The 20,462-nt window shown below is 61.6% G+C and carries 18 protein-coding genes and 1 pseudogene; 8 read left to right on the forward strand and 11 right to left on the reverse strand.

Going from position 1 to position 20,462, the window contains the following annotated elements:
* Positions 1-159: 159 nt before the first annotated feature.
* Entirely contained in the window at positions 160-648 is a 489-nt protein-coding gene (locus BQ8482_RS20335; protein ID WP_123149285.1) for a nucleoside deaminase, read from the forward strand.
* Positions 649-680: 32 nt separating this feature from the next.
* Here BQ8482_RS20335 and BQ8482_RS20340 read toward each other — a convergent pair whose 3' ends face one another.
* The 7 genes from BQ8482_RS20340 to BQ8482_RS20370 all read right to left on the reverse strand — a co-directional run bounded on the left by BQ8482_RS20340 (position 681) and on the right by BQ8482_RS20370 (position 7,908).
* Positions 681-1,649, reverse strand: coding sequence for an ABC transporter ATP-binding protein (locus BQ8482_RS20340; protein WP_123149248.1), 969 nt, complete (start codon positions 1,647-1,649; stop codon positions 681-683).
* Between the two features lie 2 nt (positions 1,650-1,651).
* Positions 1,652-2,659, reverse strand: coding sequence for an ABC transporter ATP-binding protein (locus BQ8482_RS20345; RefSeq protein ID WP_123149249.1), 1,008 nt, complete (start codon positions 2,657-2,659; stop codon positions 1,652-1,654).
* 2 nt (positions 2,660-2,661) lie between these two features.
* A complete protein-coding gene (locus tag BQ8482_RS20350; protein ID WP_123149250.1) occupies positions 2,662-3,579 on the reverse strand; it encodes a dihydrodipicolinate synthase family protein in 918 nt (305 codons plus the stop codon).
* Between the two features lie 19 nt (positions 3,580-3,598).
* Positions 3,599-4,489: an ABC transporter permease gene (locus BQ8482_RS20355; RefSeq protein WP_123149251.1), complete on the reverse strand. Its 891-nt coding sequence runs from the start codon at positions 4,487-4,489 to the stop codon at positions 3,599-3,601.
* The gene (locus tag BQ8482_RS20360) at positions 4,489-5,448 is read right to left on the reverse strand and encodes an ABC transporter permease (RefSeq protein ID WP_123149252.1); all 960 of its coding nucleotides are present in this window, start codon (positions 5,446-5,448) and stop codon (positions 4,489-4,491) included. The genes BQ8482_RS20355 and BQ8482_RS20360 overlap by 1 nt, the downstream gene beginning before the upstream one ends.
* A gap of 82 nt (positions 5,449-5,530) precedes the next feature.
* Positions 5,531-7,117 (reverse strand): ABC transporter substrate-binding protein, encoded by a 1,587-nt coding sequence (locus BQ8482_RS20365; protein ID WP_123149253.1) that lies wholly within the window; start codon positions 7,115-7,117, stop codon positions 5,531-5,533.
* Between the two features lie 41 nt (positions 7,118-7,158).
* A complete protein-coding gene (locus BQ8482_RS20370; protein ID WP_123149254.1) occupies positions 7,159-7,908 on the reverse strand; it encodes a FadR/GntR family transcriptional regulator in 750 nt (249 codons plus the stop codon).
* A 112-nt stretch (positions 7,909-8,020) separates the two neighbouring features.
* On the opposite strand from BQ8482_RS20370, the gene BQ8482_RS20375 reads away from it, so the two are divergent.
* Genes BQ8482_RS20375 through BQ8482_RS20385 form a run of 3 tightly spaced genes read left to right on the forward strand, consistent with a single transcriptional unit; the run spans position 8,021 to position 10,927 of the window.
* A complete protein-coding gene (locus BQ8482_RS20375; protein WP_123149255.1) occupies positions 8,021-8,992 on the forward strand; it encodes a Gfo/Idh/MocA family protein in 972 nt (323 codons plus the stop codon).
* On the forward strand, positions 8,989-9,984 hold the full coding sequence (locus BQ8482_RS20380; protein WP_123149256.1) for a Gfo/Idh/MocA family protein: 996 nt from the start codon (positions 8,989-8,991) through the stop codon (positions 9,982-9,984). Before BQ8482_RS20375 ends, BQ8482_RS20380 begins: the two co-directional genes overlap by 4 nt.
* Entirely contained in the window at positions 9,974-10,927 is a 954-nt protein-coding gene (locus BQ8482_RS20385) for a dihydrodipicolinate synthase family protein (protein WP_244602894.1), read from the forward strand. The genes BQ8482_RS20380 and BQ8482_RS20385 overlap by 11 nt, the downstream gene beginning before the upstream one ends.
* Before the next feature lie 8 nt (positions 10,928-10,935).
* Here BQ8482_RS20385 and BQ8482_RS20390 read toward each other — a convergent pair whose 3' ends face one another.
* Positions 10,936-12,090, reverse strand: a complete 1,155-nt coding sequence (locus tag BQ8482_RS20390; RefSeq protein WP_123149286.1) for a glycosyltransferase family 4 protein — start codon at positions 12,088-12,090, stop codon at positions 10,936-10,938.
* A 408-nt stretch (positions 12,091-12,498) separates the two neighbouring features.
* Here BQ8482_RS20390 and BQ8482_RS20395 point away from each other — a divergent pair, with 408 nt between their 5' ends.
* Both BQ8482_RS20395 and BQ8482_RS39405 read left to right on the forward strand, forming a co-directional pair.
* Positions 12,499-13,956 (forward strand): DUF4214 domain-containing protein, encoded by a 1,458-nt coding sequence (locus tag BQ8482_RS20395; protein ID WP_123149258.1) that lies wholly within the window; start codon positions 12,499-12,501, stop codon positions 13,954-13,956.
* Positions 13,957-14,026: 70 nt separating this feature from the next.
* Positions 14,027-14,643, forward strand: a pseudogene (locus BQ8482_RS39405) (oligosaccharide flippase family protein).
* 80 nt (positions 14,644-14,723) lie between these two features.
* Here BQ8482_RS39405 and BQ8482_RS20405 read toward each other — a convergent pair.
* The 3 genes from BQ8482_RS20405 to BQ8482_RS20415 all read right to left on the reverse strand — a co-directional run bounded on the left by BQ8482_RS20405 (position 14,724) and on the right by BQ8482_RS20415 (position 18,202).
* Positions 14,724-16,808: an oxidoreductase gene (locus BQ8482_RS20405; protein ID WP_244602897.1), complete on the reverse strand. Its 2,085-nt coding sequence runs from the start codon at positions 16,806-16,808 to the stop codon at positions 14,724-14,726.
* A gap of 173 nt (positions 16,809-16,981) precedes the next feature.
* Complete coding sequence (locus BQ8482_RS20410) at positions 16,982-17,734, reverse strand: FkbM family methyltransferase (protein ID WP_123149259.1); 753 nt, start codon at positions 17,732-17,734, stop codon at positions 16,982-16,984.
* A gap of 111 nt (positions 17,735-17,845) precedes the next feature.
* Positions 17,846-18,202 carry a hypothetical protein gene (locus tag BQ8482_RS20415; protein ID WP_244602898.1) on the reverse strand — a complete coding sequence of 119 codons (357 nt, stop codon included), beginning with the start codon at positions 18,200-18,202 and terminating at the stop codon, positions 17,846-17,848.
* A 432-nt stretch (positions 18,203-18,634) separates the two neighbouring features.
* Here BQ8482_RS20415 and rfbF point away from each other — a divergent pair, with 432 nt between their 5' ends.
* Positions 18,635-19,474: a glucose-1-phosphate cytidylyltransferase gene (gene rfbF / locus BQ8482_RS20420; protein ID WP_077381112.1), complete on the forward strand. Its 840-nt coding sequence runs from the start codon at positions 18,635-18,637 to the stop codon at positions 19,472-19,474.
* Positions 19,410-20,453 (forward strand): NAD-dependent epimerase/dehydratase family protein, encoded by a 1,044-nt coding sequence (locus BQ8482_RS20425; RefSeq protein ID WP_123149260.1) that lies wholly within the window; start codon positions 19,410-19,412, stop codon positions 20,451-20,453. Before rfbF ends, BQ8482_RS20425 begins: the two co-directional genes overlap by 65 nt.
* Positions 20,454-20,462 lie beyond the last annotated feature (9 nt).

Raw genomic sequence — 20,462 nt, forward strand, 5'->3', positions numbered from 1 at the left:
TCTCGTCTGGTCCGTCCGAGATCGGGACAATGGCTGACGGAACACAGAACAGAGCAGCGCTGACGCTGTTCAGCCCCTCATTGCCGAGCCGAATCCGCTGACTTGAGTCGGCGGATTGTTCGGCACTATGATCAAACCGCACTGCCGGAGGATCTGCCGATGCCACAACGCCCCTATGATGAGCGCCTGCTCCGTCAGGCGTTCGAAGTCGCGCGCAGGGCCCGCGATGCTGGCGAACATCCCTTTGGTTCGCTCCTCGCTGACAAAGACGGCAATGTGTTGCGCGAGCAACTCAACGGTTACAAATCCGGAGGGGGCGACCGCACCGCTCATGCCGAAAGGCTGCTGGCCTCGTGGGCGGGGATGAATTTCAGTCTCGAAAAGCTGGCCTCCTGCACACTCTACACTTCGGCCGAACCTTGCGCGATGTGCTCCGGAACAATCTATTGGGCGGGCATCGGAAGGGTCGTCTTTGGGCAGAGCGAACATGACGTCAAAGGGTTGACGGGTGCACACGTCGAGAATCCCACACTCGACCTCCCCTGCACGATCGTTTTCGAAGCTGGGCAGCGTCCGACTGAAGTCGTCGGCCCGCTGCTTGCCGATGAAGCGGCGCAACTCCAGGCCGATTTCTGGAAAGACAAGTAGCTCAATTGGCGCGCGCGGAAAACGAGTGAGTGCTAGGCGATGTCGTCGCGAATGCAGGCCTTCAGATGGCCATCGGACGTTGTTGCCCGCAATGGCGGGACGATGCCGGCGCAAGCATCCAGGGCAACCGGGCAACGGGTTCGGAAAACACACCCGGTTGGCGGATTTGCCGGGCTTGGAATGTCGCCCTTCAGCACCTGCCGGCCCTGCTTGGCCAGTGGGTCGAGCGACGGAATGGCCGAGAGCAGCGCGCGCGTATAGGGATGCTGCGGCCGGGCATAGAGCGCGGCAGCAGGCGCGACTTCCATGATCCGGCCGAGGTAGAGAACGATCACCGTGTCGCAGATATATTCGACGACGGCCAGGTCATGCGAAATGAACAGCATGGTCAGACCGAGCCGGACCTGCAGGTCGCGCAAAAGATTGATGATTTGCGCCTGGATCGAGACATCGAGGGCAGAGACCGGCTCGTCGGCGACGATGAATTCGGGTTCGAGCGTAAGCGCCCGGGCGATGCCGATGCGTTGACGCTGCCCGCCCGAAAATTCGTGGGCGTAGCGGTCATAGGCGTCGACCGGCAACTCGACCGCGGCAAGTGCCTTCTCGGCCCTCGCCCGCCGCTCGCGCCTGTTGCCGATGCCCTGAATATCCAGGCCTTCGGTCAGGATCTGCCCAATGGTCATGCGCGGCGACAGGCTGGCGAACGGATCCTGGAAAATATACTGCATCTTGCGGCGCTGGCGAGCCAGCGGCCCGGCGCTCAGGCTGGTGATATCGACGCCGTCAAATCTTATTTCGCCGGACGTCGGCTCGATGAGACGCAGCACCGAGCGGCCGATCGTGGTCTTGCCCGATCCGGATTCGCCGACGAGACCGACCACCTGGCCGCGCACAATGTCGAAGGAAATATCTTCCAACGCCCTGACGACGGGACCGCGCGAGAACGCCGTCGGCGCAAAATGCTTGGTCAGGTTCCTCACCGAAAGGAAGGGGGTGTCCATTGTCAAAGATCCTTCCAGCGCAAACAACGGCTTTGCTGGGTCGGTGTCGCCGCGAACAATGGCGGTACAGCAGTGCGGCAGGCATCGACAGCCAGGGCGCAACGCGGCGCGAAGGAGCAGCCATTGGGCAGCAAGGCCAGCGACGGAACATTGCCGGCGATGGTCGGAAGTGGCGTTCCTGCTGCCTTCAGCATGGTGGCCTGGCCGAGCCGCGGCACCGAACGCATCAGCCCGGCGGTGTAGGGATGACGCGGACGGGTGAACACCTCGCTCACCGGACCCGATTCCACGATGCGCCCGGCATACATCACCGCGACCCGGTCGGCGATCTCGGCAACGACGCCGAGATTGTGCGTGACGAACAGAATGCCCATGCCGCGTTGCGCCTGCAGCTCGGCCAGCAGGTCGAGAATCTGGGCCTGGATGGTGACGTCGAGCGCAGTGGTCGGCTCGTCGGCGATCAGCAAGGTCGGATCGCAGGACAATGCCATGGCGATGGTGGCGCGCTGGCGCATCCCTCCCGACAGCTCATGCGGGTATTGCCGCGCCCGCCGATCGGGATCGGGAATGCCGACCTGAGCCAGCAGCCGCACGGCATCAGTTGCCGCATCACGATGCGACTTGCCGAGATGGATGCGGATCGGCTCGGCGATCTGTTCGCCGATGGTGTAGACCGGATTGAGGCTGGTCATCGGCTCCTGGAACACCATGCCGATGTCGTTGCCGCGCACCTTGCGCAGCGACTCAGGATCGAGGCCGGTCAGCTCGGTGACAGTGCCGTCCCTGCGCCGCAGCGCGATCGATCCCTCGGCGATGTGCCCGATCTTCTTCGGCAGCAGACCGATGATCGACAGGCTGGTGACGGATTTGCCCGATCCGGACTCGCCGACCAGCGCGACCGTCTCGCCAGAACCTATCACCAGATCGACGTCCTGCACGGCGGCGATGTCGCGTCCGGCGATACGGAACACCGCCCGCAGACCGGAAATCGAGAGGATCGGAGCGTCCACGGTCAGCGCAGCAATCCGACGTCGCGAAGGATGATTTCGACCTTTGCGGTTTCCTCGTCGTTCAAGCTGCGTTGCGGCCGCGCCATGGTGTTGGAGGCGATGATGCCGAGGCTCTTCATCGCGCTCTTGAAGGCGCCGACGCCGGCCGAGCCGGCGCTTGTCCTGCCGAGCGAGATCCAGACGATCTCGAACAGCTTCAACAGCCGCTCCTGCTCCAGGCGGGCTTCGGCGTGCTGACCCGCCTGCATCAGGTTCCACAGCCTGACGTAGCCGTGCGGGTCGACATTTGCGAGGCCCGGCACGACACCATGCGCACCCATGGCAAGCACGCTGTCGACCAGGATCTCGGACCCGGTCATGCCGAAGAAACTCGGATCGTTGGCCATGTCCTTGAGCACATAACGCAGATTGCCGTCATCGCCGCTGGAATCCTTGATTCCGGCGATAACGCCTTCGCTGGCAAGGCCGACGGTGGTCCTGCGCTCCAGCTTGACATGGACGCAGACCGGGATGTCGTAGGCGATGATCGGGATGTCAACCGCGTCCTTGATATAGCGGAAATGATCGCCGATCTCGGGCTGGCTGGTGCGGGTATAGAAGGGCGCTGTGACCACAACGGCGTCGGCGCCGGCCGATCTGGCTGTCCGGGCGTGGTTGATGACACGATCGGTTGTCGGGTCGATGACCCCGGCGAAGATCGGAACGCGGCCGTTGTTGACCTTGACCGCGTGCTCGATGATGGCCCTGCGGCCGGCCTCGTCATGGAAGACTACTTCGCTGGTCGAGCCGAGCACGAAGAGCCCGTGGACGCCGCCGTCGAGCAGGTTTTCGATCGTCCGGGTGAACGACGGCAAGTCGACACTGAAATCGGAATGGAGCGGGGTGACGACAGGTGGCACGACGCCGGTAAACAGGGGCATTTTTGAAAAAACCTTCAGGTCAGTTGAGATCGGAACGGGGGTCGAATGCATCGCGCAGGCCATCGCCGATGAAGTTGATGGCCAGGACGGTGAGCACGAGGACGGCGCCGGGAAACATCCATTGCCAGGGATATTGCTCGAGCACCACGGTGGAGCGGGCGAGATTGAGCATGTTGCCCCAGCTGGCTTCGGGCGGCGCGATGCCGAGACCGAGGAAAGAGAGACCGGCTTCGAGTAGAATGGCGTTGGCGATCTGCAGCGTGGCGTAGACGACAAGAATGTCGATGCAGTTCGGCAGGCCGTGACGGAACAGGAGATGCGGCAGCCCCGCCCCCATGCCACGGGCGGCGACGACGAAGTCACGCTCGCGCAGCTCGAGCAGCCGGGCGCGCACCATGCGCGACAGCACCGGCCAGGAGAGCAGCGAGATCACCAGGATGGTCGGCGCAATGCCGGTGCCGGCGATCGAAGCGAGCACGAGCAGGAAGATCACCGGCGGCAGCGTCATTGCGAGATCGACGAAGCGCATCACCGTGCCGTCGACAAGGCGCCCGCCGAAGCTGGCGACGGCGCCGACCAGGAAGCCGATGACGATCGATATGGCGACCGAGCAGACGGCGACCAGCAGCGAGATCCGCCCGCCTTGCAGCAGCCGGGCCATGACGTCGCGGCCGACGCCGTCGCTGCCTAGCCAATGAATGGCGGATGGTCCCTTGTTGATCGCCCTAAGATCGATGGCGTTGGGGCTGAACGGCCACCATAGAGGATAGGTCGAGACTGCCAGCAGGATGGGGACGACGATAAGCAGACCGGCGCGCGCCGCACGGTTCTCAAAGAAGCGGTCGAGCGCGCGGCGGAGCGGTCCCTTGGTTTTCGGCACGGCTGTCGGGTCTGGCGCGGTGATTGTCATCACGACACCTGAATGCGCGGGTCGACGACGGCATAGACAATATCGGTCAGGAGATTGACCAGGATGACGCAGATGCCGATTACCAGGGTGGCGCCATTGATCACCGGGTAATCCCTTGTGCCGACGGCGTTGACCAGCAGCAGGCCCATGCCCGGCCAGTTGAACACGCTTTCGAGGAAGATGGCGCCGCCGATCGCGATGCCGACCGTCGAGCCGATCAGGGTGATAACAGGCAAAAGCGCGTTGCGGGTCGCGTGCTTGATGATCACCCAGAATTCGCGCACTCCCTTGGCGCGCGCGGTCCGCACATAGTCCTGGTTGAGCACCTCCAGCAGCGACGCGCGCATGTAGCGCATGATCAGCGCGGCGTGTCCGATGGACAGCAGACAGGCGGGCAGGACGAGATGCGCGAGCACGTCCGATACGGAAAAAGGTGCGCCGGCGGTCTGCATGCCACCCGATGGCGCCCAGCGCAGCAGCACCGAGAAAAAGTACAATCCGAGAAGTGCCGTCAGAAAAGCCGGGCTGGAGATGCCGACGAAAGAAACCACCGACAGAGCGATGTCGGGCAGCGCGTTACGGCGGACGGCGCTGAAGATGCCGGCGGAAATGCCGAGCACGATGGCGATGGCCAAGCCGGTGCTCATCAACAGCGCGGTTGGGCCGATGCGCTCCATGACCAGCGGCAGCACGGCAACGCCGCCGCGCTGGAACGAATAGCCGAAGTCGCCGCCGAGCGCAGCGCGAAGCCAGGCGAGATATTGCACGGGAAGCGGCTGGTCGAGCCCAAGCCGGTCACGCAGGACTTCGAGGTCGGAAGCAGACATCGGGCTGGACGGATTGATATAGGCGTCGATCGGATCGCCGGGCGCCAGCCGCAGAAGGATGAAGATGAGGACGCTCAGGGCGACCAGCATCAACAGTCCGGTAGCGCTGCGGCGGGCAATGAAACTCAGCATTGGCGGTCAGTGGTGATGGTGAGCGGGGCCGGCATCGTGCCGGCCCGTTTCATTGGCGGGCCAGAGTGGCCCGCCAGCCGTTTTACTGGATGTCCCAGCGTTCCGGGTGAGCCGCATAAGGACCGCCGGCCGGCGCCGGCGTCCAGACAAAGTCACGCAGCTTGTTGGAGGCGACGCCATAGCGGTTGGCCACCCATAATGTCGCCCAGGGCAGATCCTTGTTCATCACCTTGCAGACTTGCTGCCAGGATTGATCGATCTTGGCCGGATCGGTCTGGCCGAGCGCGGCGTCCAATGCAGCGCTGAGATCGTCGAACTCGATGCGCATGGTGTTGAAGCCTGCCGGCGGGATCTGGGACTTGTTGAGACCCGGGCTGATGCCAGCCGGATTCGGACCGTTCTGCAGGCCGGCATAGACCATCGCAAACGCGTTCCAGTCCGGTGTACCTTCCTTGTAGACGATGCCGTTATAAGTCGGCGTATCGACGACGCGCGGCACCACATTGATCCCGACCTCGGCCAGCATCGACTGGATGGCAGCCATCACATTGGCCGCTTGCGGCGAGCCGTAATAGGTCAGCAAAGTGATCGGCTTGTCGCCGTTGATCTTGTCCCAGCCAGCCTCGGCAAGCAGAGCCTTGGCCTTTGCCGGATCATAGGCATAGGGTTCGAGGCCTTCGGGAAGCAGGTGCGGCGCGACGTAGCCGCAATTGGCGGGTTTGGCCGCCCCGCCATAGAGGCTCTCGATGATGGCATTGCGATCGATCGCGTACATGATCGCCTGGCGCACGCGAACATCCCTAAAGAGCTCGACCTTCTGGTTGAGGCCGATGTAGTTGACCACATAGGAGGCGCCCTCGATCACCTTGAAATTGCTGTCGCTCTTGAAGGATACCGCATCGTCGGGCTCGACATAGGTGAACTGGATTTCTCCGGCGCGCAGCGCGGCAACGGCCGCCGCCGGGCTTTCGAAATACCTGTTGATGAGCACGTCGACCTTCGGCTTTCCGCCGCGATAGTCGTCATCCGCGGCCAGTTCGACATATTGATCGCTGACATAGCGCTTGAACTTGAAGGGGCCGGTGCCGACCGGAGTGGTGGACCACCAGGTGCTCGTGGCCAGCGTTTCCGGCGGCATCGCGGCCAGGGCATGCTCCGGTAGGATCATCACCTGCGAGAGAATCGACAGGAAGGAGCCGTTGGGCTTCGACAATTTGACGACCACGGTGCGATCGTCCGGCGCGTCGACCGACGCGATGTCGCCGAGGCGCGCGGCAAACAAACTGCCGGAGGCTTTGTTCCTGGCGAGCTCAAGCGTGAACTTGACGTCCTTGGATGTGAACGGCTTGCCGTCGTGCCAGCTCTCCTGGGCAAGGTTGAACGTATAGGTCAGCTTGTCGTCGCTGACCTTGTAGCCCTTGGCCAGATCGCCTTCGAGTTCGGTCAGATCGGCGTTGTAGATGACCAGCGGTTCAAAATAGGTGCTGAGCCAGGTAAAGCCGCCGGTCGCGGCCAGCGGATTGAAGTTCTTGGGAAAGCCGCCGGGCCCGACGTCGAAGCCCCCGGTGATGGTCCTGGCGTCCTGTGCCTGGACGCTAGTGGCCAGGCCGATGCCGCCGAGCAGCAGTCCGGTAACGGCCAGATGACGAGCGATAGTCTTGATGCGCATGGTATTCCTCCCTTGTCATTGTCAGGTAGTCCGGCGTTGGGTCAGGTAATCCGGTTTTTGGCGATGACTTGCTGAATACCCCTGTAGTGGTCGTCGAGGCGCTCGCGCGCCCGGTCGACGTCCTTGGCGGCGACGGCCTCGACGATCTCGTGATGGTCGCGCCACGTCGCCAGCGGTGTTGGATTGTCGAGACTGGTGAAGTTCGAGGCCTTGTTGAACGCCACCCAGAAGATGTCGATCAGCGCGCTCAGCATGTGATTGTTCTGGCAGCGGAACAGCAGCTGATGGAATTGCTGGTCCTCTTCGGCAAAGCTCTCCTGGCGCTCGGCGCGCCGCCGCATGCTTTCGGTCAGCTGGCGCAGCGCGGCGATGTCTTCGGCGCTGATCATCTCGATGGTCTTGGCGATGAGGCCGGTTTCAAGGACCCGGCGGATCTCGCGCAGCTCCTCCACGTCGCGCAACGAGCCCTGCAGGCCATATGCCAAATTATCCAGCAAGGGCTTGAACGAGAATTCCTTGACGAACACACCGATGCCGCGACGCGTCTCCAGAATGCCGATAGACTCCAGCGCCTTGATCGCTTCACGCACCGAGTTGCGGCCGACGCCGAGCCGCTGCGCCAGGAAGGTCTCCGGAGGCAAGGGGTCCCCCGCCTTGAGCTTGTTGCTCTGGATATATTTCCTGAGGCTCTCCTGCACGCTGACGTGAAGCAGCGGCGGTCGGGTCAGCGGTTCGATCGATTTTTGTTCCGAGATCAACTTGGTCTCCGAGATCGATTTGGGTTCCGGCATTTTGCTTCCAGAGCCGCTGCAAATGCGCCCGATGGCGCGTCGCAAAAGCGGTCGATGCTTGTAGCATAGCGACTTGTAGGATATCCTGCAAGCGAGAGGATTACATCGCTGAATGAAGATAGTTCTGGCCGGCTCAAGCCATTGGCACGCCGAAATGCATCTCGACGCCGCAAAGTCTTGTGGCGCCGAAATTGCCGGCATCTGGGATGAGGACGCGGAGCATGCGCGCGCCTTCGCGGCGCGCCACCATTTGCCGTTCATCACCGATTTTGCGAAAATCCTCTCCAACCCGCCGGACGTGATCCTGCTGATGGGACATCCTTCGACGGTGCCGGCGCTGGCGAGTGCCGTCATCGAAGCCGGCATACCGCTGATCCTGGAAAAGCCGGCGGCGAGCAGCACCGCAGCGTTGGCCGCACTGCGCGACTTGGCGAGGCAGCACAGGGCGTTTGTCAGCGTTCCCCTGCCCAACCGTTTTGGGCCGGCCGTCACTGCCTTTGAACGGCTGCGCAGCCAAGGCCGCGCCGGTGCGGTTGCGCATTGCCAGTTCCGGCTGGTCAACGGCCCGCCGCAGCGCTACGCGGCCGAAGGCGTTGCCTGGGTCGTGGATCCGGCGATCGGCGGCGGCGGCGCGCTGAGGAACCTAGGCATACACGGCGTCGACGCCGCGCTCGGTCTGGCAACAGGCGGGCTTGGACTGAAAGCCGTTTCGATCGAGAACCGCATTCACCGCGCCCTGGTCGAGGATCATGCGCTGCTTATGCTGGAGGACGCAGCCGGAACGTTGTTCATCGTCGAGGCCGGATACACTTTCGCCTCGATGCGCCCCGGCGGCGACTTCGAATGGCGCATCGTCAGTGAGAATGCGACCCTCATCGACTATGGCGACCGCGCCATCTGTGCGACGCTCGACGATGGCGCTATCGTCGACCTGGCGATCGAATTGCCGGCGACGCGCTACCGGCTGTGCATGAGCGACACGCTCGACCGGCTGGCTCGAACGGCGCCGCCGGCGACTTCAATCGATGACTATGTTGCGGCGATGTCGCTGATCGACGCCGCGTATGAAAAGGCAGGACGATGATTGGAATAGGCATTATCGGAGCCGGCGATTTCGGCGCGGCCCACGCAAGGGCAATCAAGCAAGTGCACGGCCTGCATCTCGTCGCATCGTGCCGCGGGAACAACGATGCCCTGGCCGCCTTCACCAGCGAACACGGTGGTCGCGGCTACACCGACTGGCGCAAGCTGCTGGACGACAAGGACGTCGATGCAGTCCTCATCGCCAGCCCTCACCATCTCCATGCCGAAATGGCGATCGGTGCGGCAAAGGCCGGCAAGCACGTCATGCTCGAAAAGCCGATGGCGCCGACGGCGGCGGCATGCGATGCGATCAATGCCGCAGTGGCCGCCGGTCGCGTCAAGCTGATGATGGCCCATCTCATGCATTTCGCCCTGCCCTGCATGGCCGCCAGGCAGGCGCTGGAAAAAGGAGCGCTCGGCCGGCCGCTCATCGGATCGAGCTGGATCATCAAACTCTGGATGGAGCGCAATCGCCGCGACTGGCATCTGCGCAAGGAGACCGGCGGCGGCATGCTGTTGACCGCCGGCATTCATGCGCTCGACCGCCTGGTCTGGCTGATGGATGACGACGTCGTGTCGGTGAGCGCCATGCTCGGCGCCAAGTTCCATGGCCAGGAAGCCGACGACACCGCCCTGCTCGGACTGCGCTTCGCCGGCGGCGGGCTCGGCCAGGTGCAGAGCGTTGGCTATCGCAATGGCGCGACCGGCTACGCCATGGACCTGGTCTGCGAGCAGGGGACGCTGCGCATCGACATGGACCGCGGCACGATGCTTGGCCGCGATACCACCTGGATCGACCTGCCCGGTTCGTTCGAGCCGAACTGGATGCACAATGCGCTGGTGCGTGAGTGGAGCGCGATGCGCGATGCCATTGCCGACAACAAGCCGGTGCCGGTCGACGGCGCCTATGGTCGCAAGATCATCGGCATCATCGAGGCCGCCTTTGCGTCGAACGAAACCCGGCGCGAACACGAAATCGCCGGTGCGCGCTGAACCGGACGACCACCTGACCCACTTGCCCGCACACGCGCCGCGCGGCGTCTGGGGCGCGGTGATGCTGGCCATCGGCGATCGCGGTGCGGTCGACTGGGAGGCGACGGAAGAGACGGTCGCGCGGCTCTGTGCATCAGGTGTCGATGGCATCTATTCCAACGGCACGGCCTGCGAATTCCACTGCCAGACCGAACCCGAGTTCGACCGTCTTTGCGACCTGGTGGCCGCGATAGCCGGCCGCGCGCGCCTGCCCTTCCAGATCGGCATCAGCCAGTCCAATCCGCGCGTCGCGCGCGAGCGGTTGATGCGGGTGTCGGCGCTTCGCCCGGCGGCAGTGCAATTCACCTTGCCCGACTGGTGGCCGCCCAGCGACAACGAGGTCATGCGCTTCGTCGGCGGTCTTTGCGAGACTGCGCCTGACATGCCGCTGGTGCTCTACAATCCACCGCATGCCAAGCGCCGCCTGATGCTCCAAGGCATCGCCGGGCTGCGTGCAGCCGTGCCGTCGCTGGTCGGCGCCAAGCTGCCGGCCGGCGACGCCAGCTGGTACGCCGACATGCGCCGCGAACTGCCGGGATTTTCGGTCTTCGTGCCCGGCCATACGCTGGCGACTGGGTATGCACAGGGCGCCCACGGCAGCTATTCCAATGTTGCCTGCCTCAACCCGAAGGGCGCGGTGACGTGGTGGCAGATGATCCGCACCGACGTCGCAGCCGCTGCCGAGGTCGAGACGCGCATCCAGGCTTTTCTCGCCACGCACGTTCTGCCTTTTCGCGCTCGCTACGCTGTCAGCGATGCGGCGCTCGACAAAGCGATGGCGGCGGCCGGCGGCTGGGCGCCGCTTGGCCCGCGGCTGCTCTGGCCCTACAGCTCGGTTCCCGACGGGGAGATCGCGACGCTGGCCGAAGCCGCCCGCACGGCCTTCCCCGAATGGTGGCAGTGACCGTCGGTTTAGGGCGCTGCGGCCGCACGTCGCTCATTCGGATTGCATTCGACTTCCCTAAGTGGTGGCACTTCTGGAAATCCATCCACGCTGGCCATCAGTTCCAAATACCGTTGAGCCGACGCGGCCCACTGAAATCGGGCCGTCCTTGCGCGACCGCGTGCGATTAATTTGGCTCTGAGGCCTTTTTCGTGGACCAGGCGCATGAAACAATCGAACCATGCATTCTCATCGCAAGGTGATGCGTACAAAACCGCATCCCCGCCGATTTCGGGCAGACTGGCACGGTCCGACATGACCACCGGACATCCAAGTGTCATGGCTTCGAGGGGCGGCAGTCCGAAACCCTCAACCAGGGAGGGGAACGCGAGGCATAGGGAATCGCGCAGAAGTGCGCCGAATTCCGCGTCCGACCTTCTTCCCAGCCAAATGACGTTCGTCGACGTCTTGTTGCCAATGCTGCCGAAAACACGGGGCGTTGACGCGCCCACAACAACAACCCGTAGCCCCGCCGCGGCAAGGCGGTCGTGCATGCCAATGATCAAGCCGACATTTTTGTGCGGGATAGAACTGCCGAGTACGATGATCGTACCAGGGCCGGCAACTGCCAGGGTTTGTTCCGAGTGACAAGAAGCCCATCGCAGCGCATGTTCATGCCCGTTACCCACAACCTCGGCCTTTGCCGCCGGGCACACGCCATAGCGCGTCAATTCACCTGCAGAGTATTGCGATACTGTCGCGACCTTAAGCGCGGTCCTGCCCAAGGCAGGAATTAAGGTGCGGTAAAGAAGCCGAAATGGAAATGAATAACTCTGTGGGCATGCCCGTGTATTGACGTCGTGAATGCACAGCACCTGCCGGCGTACGGCGAGAGGGCCCGTATTGCAGAGGCTGAGCAGGCCGCCGCGAAGATAGGCCGGAAGCACAGCTTGCTCCCATGCATGCCCCCCGAAGCTGCCGACAGTCCTGACACGGATCGCGGCTAAGGACAACGTGTCAAGCGTCCCCGGTGGGACCAGCAACTCGACCGTTAGATCCCGCGCCAAGGGAGCTTGGCCCACGATCAAGGCATCCAGCGCCGAAACGATCTCGCGTGCGTACCGCTGAACTCCGGTGGTCGGCTGCGCGAGAAAACGGCCGTTGATCGTCCAATGTCGTGTCATCACAGGGTTTTGGTCACCAGCGCCATGTCTCAGTTCCGCGACTTTGGACGACCAAGACGGCAGGGTCATCTTGGCCTTTGGGACGTAACCGGTCGTTTGCCCGAGAGGCTTCCCGGCAGCTCTCATCCGAATGGCGTGGCAAATCATGGGCGTTTACGCCAAATGTTTGAGGTTCGGCGTGGCGCGGCAGTGGTAGACTGCGTTGGGCAGTGCGGCAGGTCTCAATCGTCGTGCTCGGATGGATGTCAGGCAGAGTTCAGCGAATGGAGTGATGCCGAAAATGTCTGGCGCAAGACAAGCAAGTTCGCGCTGATGCAGCGGCCGACCAATCCATCGCAACCAGGTTCCATTGGACGGGCCGTCGCCGCGACCAGACGTCTTTGGACAACCCTGGCATGCCTGCTGGGCATGACGGCTTCGTGCGCAGCGGATCTGCTATGGGGGGTGAACGGCCATCCCTTCAACGCCTATCCTGGGATATCGATCGAACAGCAACTCGACTATATCCGCGACCTCGGCATGAAGTCGTATCGCGTCAACATTTCCAGCGCCGACAGCGCCACCAAACTTGCCGAACTGGTCAAAGCGGGCAAGGAGCGCGGAGTCCAGATCCTACCGGTAATCACGCCCGAACTAGACCTCGACAATGAATCCGTCGATGACCTCTATGCGCAGGCCTACGATCTCGCGTCGACACTCGTATCCCGCTTCAAGGACGACATCCGCGTTTGGGAGCTTGGCAACGAGATGGAGAACTACGCTATCTTGATGCCCTGCGAGATGCAGGACAGCGGAATACAATACAACTGCTCCTGGGGCCCTGCCGGGGGCACCGAGACGTCCGACTATTTCAGTCCGCGCTGGGCGAAAGTAAGCGCAGTGTTGCGCGGTCTATCGGATGCAACCGTCGCAGTGGATCCGACCATAAGAAAAGCAATGGGAACGGCCGGCTGGGGTCACCGCGCAGCGTTCATCCGCATGCTGCAGGACGGTATCAAATGGGATATATCGGTCTGGCACCTTTACGAGGGTGACCCGGAGGAAGCATTCAAATTCCTGGCGACGTTCGGCCAACCCATCTGGCTGACAGAGTTCAACTACAGTGGCGGCAGCCAACGAGGGGAAAAGCAGCAGGCCGAAGGTCTGGTCCAGATCATGACGCTCCTGCGCAGATATCAATCTCTATATGGATTGGAAGCTGCCCATATCTACGAACTGCTCGACGAGACGTACTGGGCGCCAAGCTACGAGGCCTTTATGGGCCTCGTCCGCCTGAAGAAGCGTGACAACGGGCTATGGGCGCCGAGCGGGCAAAAGCTGGCATATGATGCCGTAAAGAAAGTCATTGCGGACGGCGATGCCGGCTCGAGTTCGCCGACGGTCTCGACGAAGAGCTTGCCGCCTGCGGCCCAGACGTCGGTACCCCCCATTGCCGATGCCGGTGCATTTCACCCCTGTTCGCTTGATGCGTTCGACAAGTCTGCCTTCAACCATGCCAACCAGATTGCATATGCTTACTGCCTAATCTTGCGTCGCATGCCGTCTCCGACCGAGCAGTGGCGCGAGGTCGTCGCGATGAAGAAGGATCCATCTATCTTTCCGACACTGACGAAGATGTTGCTTTCGGTCGAATTCAGGACTGACAATCAGCCAGTTGGGCTTGGAAATGCGCAATTTGTAGCCCTTCTCTATCGGACATTGCTGGGACGGGAGCCTGACGGCCAGGGGCTTTCTGCTTACGTATCGAAACTGGACAGCGGCGAGTTAAGTGGAGAACAGATCGTGGCGGAATTGATCCATTCGTATGAGTTTCGCTCGAGACACACGGTTCTGTTTCCCAACGAGCCTCAGCAGCGGGTTCAATGAACGTTTTCGGCCGACAGGTCGTCACTGGCGCTGTTTGGGCCGCTGTCGAGACCTGGAGCGACAGATCGCTATGTTCGGCGTATTTGTGGTGCTGGCGCGGCACCTTGGCCCCGAGGCGTTCGGGCTTGCGGCGCTCGCCATGGTGGTGCGCAAGATTCTGGCTGCTCCGGTAACGAGGGGTCTACCTGACGCCAATATCCAGCGGGAGGAAATCGATCCCATCCACCTTGGTTCGGCTTTCCGCCTCCTTGCGGCGACAGGCGTTGCGATCACTGCACTTATCTGGATATCCGCCGGTGCCATCGCGGCCGCGTTCGACCAACCGTGTTTGGAGGCGCTCGTAAAATGGACCAGCGCCATCGTTGTGATCCAGGCGTTTGGTGTCGTACCGGCGGCAGTCCTCAAGCGGCAACTGAATTTTCGACTGTTTGCCGTTGCACGCTTACAGGCTCGGAAGTCGGCGGCGCGTGGGGCGTAGGCATGGCTATCGCAGGTTCTTGCGTGTGGAGCCTCGTGTGGATGCAACTCACGAAGGCCGCAGTCGAAACCGCCATTGTGGTTGAGAAGAATGACCCGAAAGCGCTTGCAGCCCAAATCATCGGTCATCTTGGAGATCCAGGCGGGCGGCGAAACTGGGGCGCCAGGGAGCCGCGCGGGTCGCCGATCTCTATTCGGGGGAAAAAATAGCCCGGTCGACCCGGGACTTGTACGATAAGGCCATCGTCATCCAACCGTTCACGGCTTGGAAAGGGAAACCGCTCTTTCGCTCAGCGCCGGGCCTTGAACGACGTGAACACCGAGCCCGTGTCATCTCCCCACTCCCAGTTGACGGCGAGTCCGACTCGCAAAATTTGAAGGGCGGCATCATCGGGATAGATGTCGGTGAGGCTTCGCTGCATCACCAGTTCGTCGTCGATCAAGATTGCAAACCGATTTCCGTCGAATGCAACGCGCATGCGAAAACGTTTTCCCCAAACGACCTTGTCCGCCACATTGGTCCAAACCGCGTCATAAAGTTCCTCAAAGCCGAGCCGCTTGATGAACACCGAAATCGAGGCACCCTGGTAGACGTCGTCGAGCCAAGTCGTGACACAAACGTAGTTGTCGCTGTCTTGCCAGAAAAGCAGTCCTGCCCGGCCGCGCTGATCTTGTCCTCGCCGCTCCCCGGGAGGCTCGATTGTGACCTCGAGATCGGCGAATCCCGGTAGGTCCCATGGCAGCGAATAGAATGTTCGACCTGGGTTCGGTCTGTCTACGCTCGCGCGCACACGGGCGCTGCCCAGCCCGTCGACGTCGATGACCCCGGTGCCCAGTGTTCTGGCCCATTGCCCGCCGCCCAGCTCCGACGTGCGGCGATCCAGTTCGCCGGCAGTACCGGTAAAGCCGTCGGCGTAGGACAGGCTTGCTCCGAGTTGGTTCCAAGGTGCCCCCAGAGGCGCCATTAATGGGATGGGAACTTCGCAAGGATGAGCCTCGAAATTATGCCAGCGCGGCTCGCTGTCGAAGCTTTTCCATATACCTACTCCGGTAGCGTTCTCGACCGATTCGGCCTCGACAGACGCTTCGAAAAGGCGAATCCCGTCCAGAAAGCAGCTCACCTGACCGTTCCAGTCAAGAATCTGGACCGAATGGATAGTACACTCGCGCAAAGCGTGTTCCGTACCGGTCGCGATCGCAATCTCTTTGCCCGATTGCTTGCGCACCAAGGTCCATCCGAGCGTCGACAGTTTCATCACCCAGAAATTGTCCTTGTCCCGAAACCGAAAGACGAGACCACACACATCCGAGACGGCGCCAATTTCCAGCAGTCCGTGGATCAATCCTGAAGGGCGACCAGGATCGACGACGGATAGGTTACTGCCAGCGTCCTGCGAAAAATGCCACCGCCCCCCGATTGCAGCGATTTGCCCCGGCCAGCCTTCAACGAGTGCATCGGCAGCGTGGGCGGTTCCAAACAGTGTCGAAAATTCAGGTATCCGCCCGACTTGAACCGCTTGGACCCGTGTGTCGACCCGAAACCCGATCTGGCCAAGTGCCGACTGATGAACACCCGCAAACAGCTTTTCGTCCTTGTTGAAAGGATCGATCGCGATCGGACGCATCATCGGAAAAGCGGCAAGACCGTGAGCTTTTTGGTCGGCGGCCGCATAATAGATAGCGCCCTGCTCTCGCAACGCCACGACATAATAGACATGAACGTTCTTTAGGCGCCGAAACGCACTCAGGCATTGCTTTCCTACACGAGCCCACAACTCGCCGTTTTCGCCTTCGGCGGCATGCACGACAAAGCCGCAGCCCTCTTCCACGGGATTAATCGGCGCCTCACTGGGGAACCAACCGACAGCCAGGTTCTCGTCGATGTTCGATCCCCGGTAGGTCCTGGAGGTGCTAAGCGTCCACCACCAAAAACGGCGAAGGGTGAGCCTCTTTCGTGGCGCACGCATCAGGGAAACCAGACGGCCGGGCCATGGGTCAATGCCGGGTCCTCGCAGCCAACGGTAGACTCGCCTGGCGAGGTCTTCAGGCAATGGCGATCCCTGCGATGTGTTGTGGCCGTTGGTGATCGAGACCAATAGCACCAGACCAGCCTCTCGCTGAAAGGGACCATAGGAGATCCCTTGCCGGCCCCAGCCTGGCCTGACGAGCGGCTGGAAACGAAGTGCGCCGTGATCGATCGCGATCTGACGTTCGATGTCGCGTCCTCGCCTGACACCTCCCTTAACTGCCAAGGTGCCAATTACCGCACCGCGGGCGCGTTCATCTTGAAAATTGTCTGCGACAAGAACCTCCGGCCGGGCAACACCGGACCCAGCCTCTTCAGCAGTTTCTGCCCAGTCATGACGGTGCAACAACTAAGACCCTCCTCACGTCGTCATGGGCTGCGCGAGAATCGTGCGAGGTTCTTCAAGGCATCGATGACGTGTCGTAGCCCCGGGCAGAAGTCGCGCACCGCCTCGCTTTTCCCGTTTGATCACGCTTGCTGTCCTTGCATGAGATTCCCTTCCATAGCGCCGCAATATAGTTCTTACGCGCCCACCGGCTGCGCCAAGACGTGTTCGACCCGCCATCCCCCATTGCCATAGGAGGCTGGCAGCGGTTTCAATGCGTAGCCTGCAGCAGTCAGGAGTTCCGCGATCTTTCGGGCCTTGCGGTCGAGCCCCTCGCGTGTTGCATCGTCGACCTCATAAATCACCTTCGGACGGTACTTCCGCAGCGTTTCCGTCATACCGCCCAGGACGTCGATTTCGGCGCCTTCCACGTCGATCTTGACCAGAGAGGGCGGCCTGAGGCCTCGGTGGGCGATGGCATCGTCGATAGTGACTATGCTGACTTCCAAGCGGCCATTCATGTCCGGCGGTGCTCCCGCCGAGGCAAGTGTGGCGCCGCCGATGTGATGGGCGAGCAGAAGCTGGCCACGACCGGTTGTCGCGCCCGCGGCTTCGGCGAACACCCGTATCGTGTCGAACCCACTGAGCCGCGCACTTTCTGCGACAGCGGCGGCGTTGCGGGGGACAGGTTCGAACGCATAGACCTGGCCGCGCGGCCCGACGCGGCGCGCAGCGATGAGACAGAAGAAACCGATATTCGCGCCGATGTCGAAAAAGGCGTCGCCGGGCGCCAGGTTTGCCGCGATCGCCTGTTGGATGGGCGGCTCGTACGTGCCGCGAACAAAGTTCGGGTCGGCGCTCTGCGCCACGAGCTTGAGACCGGCAGCCTCTCCCTTGGCTATGACGCGCGCGTCGCAGAACACGCCGAGGAACTTTGCCGTCAATCTCACGCGCTCTTCCCCAATCTGCGACGCCTCGGGACGCGGGCCAGCCGGTGCCGCTCGCCGCGAAGGTGACAGATTGTGCACCCGGGATCGAGCCCGACAACGGTTGGCCGCCTCCTACTTCCTCCGGCTGATCGCTACTCCGATTGTCTCATTCTGGGTATCTGCCGGGCTTTCGGTCCAATGGAACGGTGGGATCGTTGCGCCAGACATGGATATCCTTGGGAGCATCCCACCCAATTGAAACGAACTCGCGATCGCCGTCGCCGTCGAGGTCGACCGCGCGGGCGCCGAGATGGCTCTCCAAACCTTCGCCGACCAGTTGCTCGACGAACCGCCCGTCCAGATTGCCATGATGAGGTCCAGCCGGCCATCGTCATTCATATCGGCCACCGAAAGACTGTTGAGGGAGCCACGCGAGGTGATTTCCTGCTGCTCCCAGTTTGACCTGATGTCGCCGGGATTGCGCACCAACAGGCCTTTGCGTGGTCGACCTGCCCCTTTTCCCCACTCCGATCGGCAGATCCGCCCAACCGGCAAACCGCCTCGATCGCTTCGTCCTCACCGGTGATCCGCTGGGCCTCCATATCAAGCCGATTTGAATGGGATGCCGAACCATCGGTAACGAAAATAAACCGGATATCGGCGCCCGAGCTGAACTTCTTGCTGGCGACCCCTCCACATCCAACGTCTCATCATCGGCATGGGGTGCAATGATGACAGCCGACGCCTGCCAGTCTGCTACGTCGAATGGATGAGACCGCTTACGCATCGCTGTATCGAGCATAGCGCCAATCGTATGCCTGACGTCATGCATCGATGGTTCCGATCATCCCTTCTTCGGTGTGGTTCAACCCGACCTGCGCATGGTAGCAAAACACTGTAGGCGATTGGGGTGAGAAAACAATGAAGGTAGGAATTCTTGCTGGCGGACTGGGAACGCGGCTGGCGGAAGAAACCGAAATCCGGCCGAAACCAATGGTCGAAATCGGAGCAAAGCCGATCCTTTGGCATATTATGATGCATTACTATGCCTATGGACACCGCGAATTCGCCGTCGCGTTGGGATACAAGGGCGAATACATCAAACGCTGGTTCAGCGACTATGTCGCATTCGATGGCAGCTTGACTGTCAATGCCGCATCGGGAAGCGTCAAGCGCCACTCGAACTCGCTGCCTGATTGGTCCGTCGATCTTGTGGAGACGGGGCTGAATACCCTGACGGGCGGCCGCATAAAACGCCTGATCGACTGGATGGGCGACGAGACATTCATGCTCACCTGGGGCGATGGCGTTTCGGATGTCAACCTTGATAAACTGATCGCCTTCCACAAATCGCATGGCAAGCTTGCAACGATGACGGCGGTGCGTCCGCCGGCACGCTATGGGCACATCGAATTCGATGGCCATCGCGTTGTCGACTTCACAGAAAAACCACAGGCCTCAGAGGGTTGGATCAATGGCGCCTTCTTCGTGCTCGAGCCGGGCATAAAGGACTATATCGATGGCGACGACGTCATGTTCGAACACGCGCCAATGCAACGGCTCGCAACCGACGGCCAACTGATGGCATATCGCCACGAATCCTTCTGGCAATGCATGGACACCATCCGCGAAAAGCATCTCCTTCAGAAATTGTGGGACAGCGGGCAGGCGCCCTGGAAAACATGGGAATTGATCGATGAAAGTTCTGGTTACAGGCCACCTCGGCTACATCGGTTCCGTCCTGACTCCGATGCTGCTTGAACGCGGCCATCACGTCACGGGACTAGACAGCGACATCTTCCGGTCATGCACTTTCGTAGGGACGTTGGCCGAAGTGCCGACGATCGAGAAAGACATCCGTGACATCGAAATCGACGACGTCGCCGGCTTCGACGCGATCATCCATCTCGCGGGACTTTCAAACGATCCGTTGGGGGACTACCGACCCCTCCTTACCGAAGAGATCAACTGCGGCGCTTCGGTCAGGCTTGCGCAGCTCGCCAAGGCCGCCGGTGTCCAGCGGTTCCTATATGCCTCCTCTTGCAGCAATTACGGCGCGGCCGGCGACAGCTTTCTAACTGAAGATGCTCCCTTCAACCCGGTGACGCCTTACGGCGCCTCAAAGGCAAACGTGGAGCGAGCGGTCGCGCCGATGGCGGATCAATCGTTCAGCCCGACATTCCTGCGTGCTTCCACTGCCTACGGCCTGTCGCCTCGCATCCGCTTCGATCTCGTCGTCAACAACCTGACCGCCTGGGCCTACACGACCGGCCTGGTCTATCTCAAGAGCGACGGCTCGCCATGGCGTCCGATCGTCCATGTTGAGGACATTTCGCTGGCCTATATTGCCGTACTCGAAGCCGAGCGAGAGCTGGTCCACAACGAGGCATTTAATGTCGGCTTGACCACGGAAAACTATCAGATTCGGGAGATCGCGGAGTTGGTGCAAACGATCGTTCCCGACAGCCGCGTGAAGTTCGCGCCCGACGCCGGGCCAGACAAGCGGTGCTATCGCGTCGACTGCACCTATATTGGTCGCCGCCTGCACGGTTTTAAGCCGCAATGGACCGCGCGGCGCGGTATCGAACAGCTCTATTACACATTTCGCGCAGCAGGCCTTGCACTTGGGGATTTCGAGGGCGAGCGATTCAAGCGCATCGCCCATGTGCAGAAGCTGATCCAAGATGGCGAACTGGATACCGATCTGCGCCGCATGCCGCAGTTTGCGGTAGCGGTTTGAGCAAACACA

Source organism: Mesorhizobium delmotii (assembly GCF_900149755.1).
Classification (GTDB): Bacteria; Pseudomonadota; Alphaproteobacteria; order Rhizobiales; family Rhizobiaceae; genus Mesorhizobium; species Mesorhizobium delmotii.

Excerpts from the sequence above, each read along its gene's own strand:
- BQ8482_RS20355 (WP_123149251.1), bottom strand. The coding sequence starts at position 4,489 with ATGACAATCACCGCGCCAGACCCGACAGCCGTGCCGAAAACCAAGGGA.
- BQ8482_RS20335 (WP_123149285.1), top strand. The coding sequence starts at position 160 with ATGCCACAACGCCCCTATGATGAGCGCCTGCTCCGTCAGGCGTTCGAA.
- rfbF (WP_077381112.1), top strand. The coding sequence starts at position 18,635 with ATGAAGGTAGGAATTCTTGCTGGCGGACTGGGAACGCGGCTGGCGGAA.
- BQ8482_RS20350 (WP_123149250.1), bottom strand. The coding sequence starts at position 3,579 with ATGCCCCTGTTTACCGGCGTCGTGCCACCTGTCGTCACCCCGCTCCAT.
- BQ8482_RS20395 (WP_123149258.1), top strand. The coding sequence starts at position 12,499 with ATGACGGCTTCGTGCGCAGCGGATCTGCTATGGGGGGTGAACGGCCAT.
- BQ8482_RS20370 (WP_123149254.1), bottom strand. The coding sequence starts at position 7,908 with ATGCCGGAACCCAAATCGATCTCGGAGACCAAGTTGATCTCGGAACAA.
- BQ8482_RS20425 (WP_123149260.1), top strand. The coding sequence starts at position 19,410 with ATGAAAGTTCTGGTTACAGGCCACCTCGGCTACATCGGTTCCGTCCTG.
- BQ8482_RS20375 (WP_123149255.1), top strand. The coding sequence starts at position 8,021 with ATGAAGATAGTTCTGGCCGGCTCAAGCCATTGGCACGCCGAAATGCAT.
- BQ8482_RS20390 (WP_123149286.1), bottom strand. The coding sequence starts at position 12,090 with ATGACACGACATTGGACGATCAACGGCCGTTTTCTCGCGCAGCCGACC.
- BQ8482_RS20340 (WP_123149248.1), bottom strand. The coding sequence starts at position 1,649 with ATGGACACCCCCTTCCTTTCGGTGAGGAACCTGACCAAGCATTTTGCG.
- BQ8482_RS20360 (WP_123149252.1), bottom strand. The coding sequence starts at position 5,448 with ATGCTGAGTTTCATTGCCCGCCGCAGCGCTACCGGACTGTTGATGCTG.
- BQ8482_RS20365 (WP_123149253.1), bottom strand. The coding sequence starts at position 7,117 with ATGCGCATCAAGACTATCGCTCGTCATCTGGCCGTTACCGGACTGCTG.
- BQ8482_RS20380 (WP_123149256.1), top strand. The coding sequence starts at position 8,989 with ATGATTGGAATAGGCATTATCGGAGCCGGCGATTTCGGCGCGGCCCAC.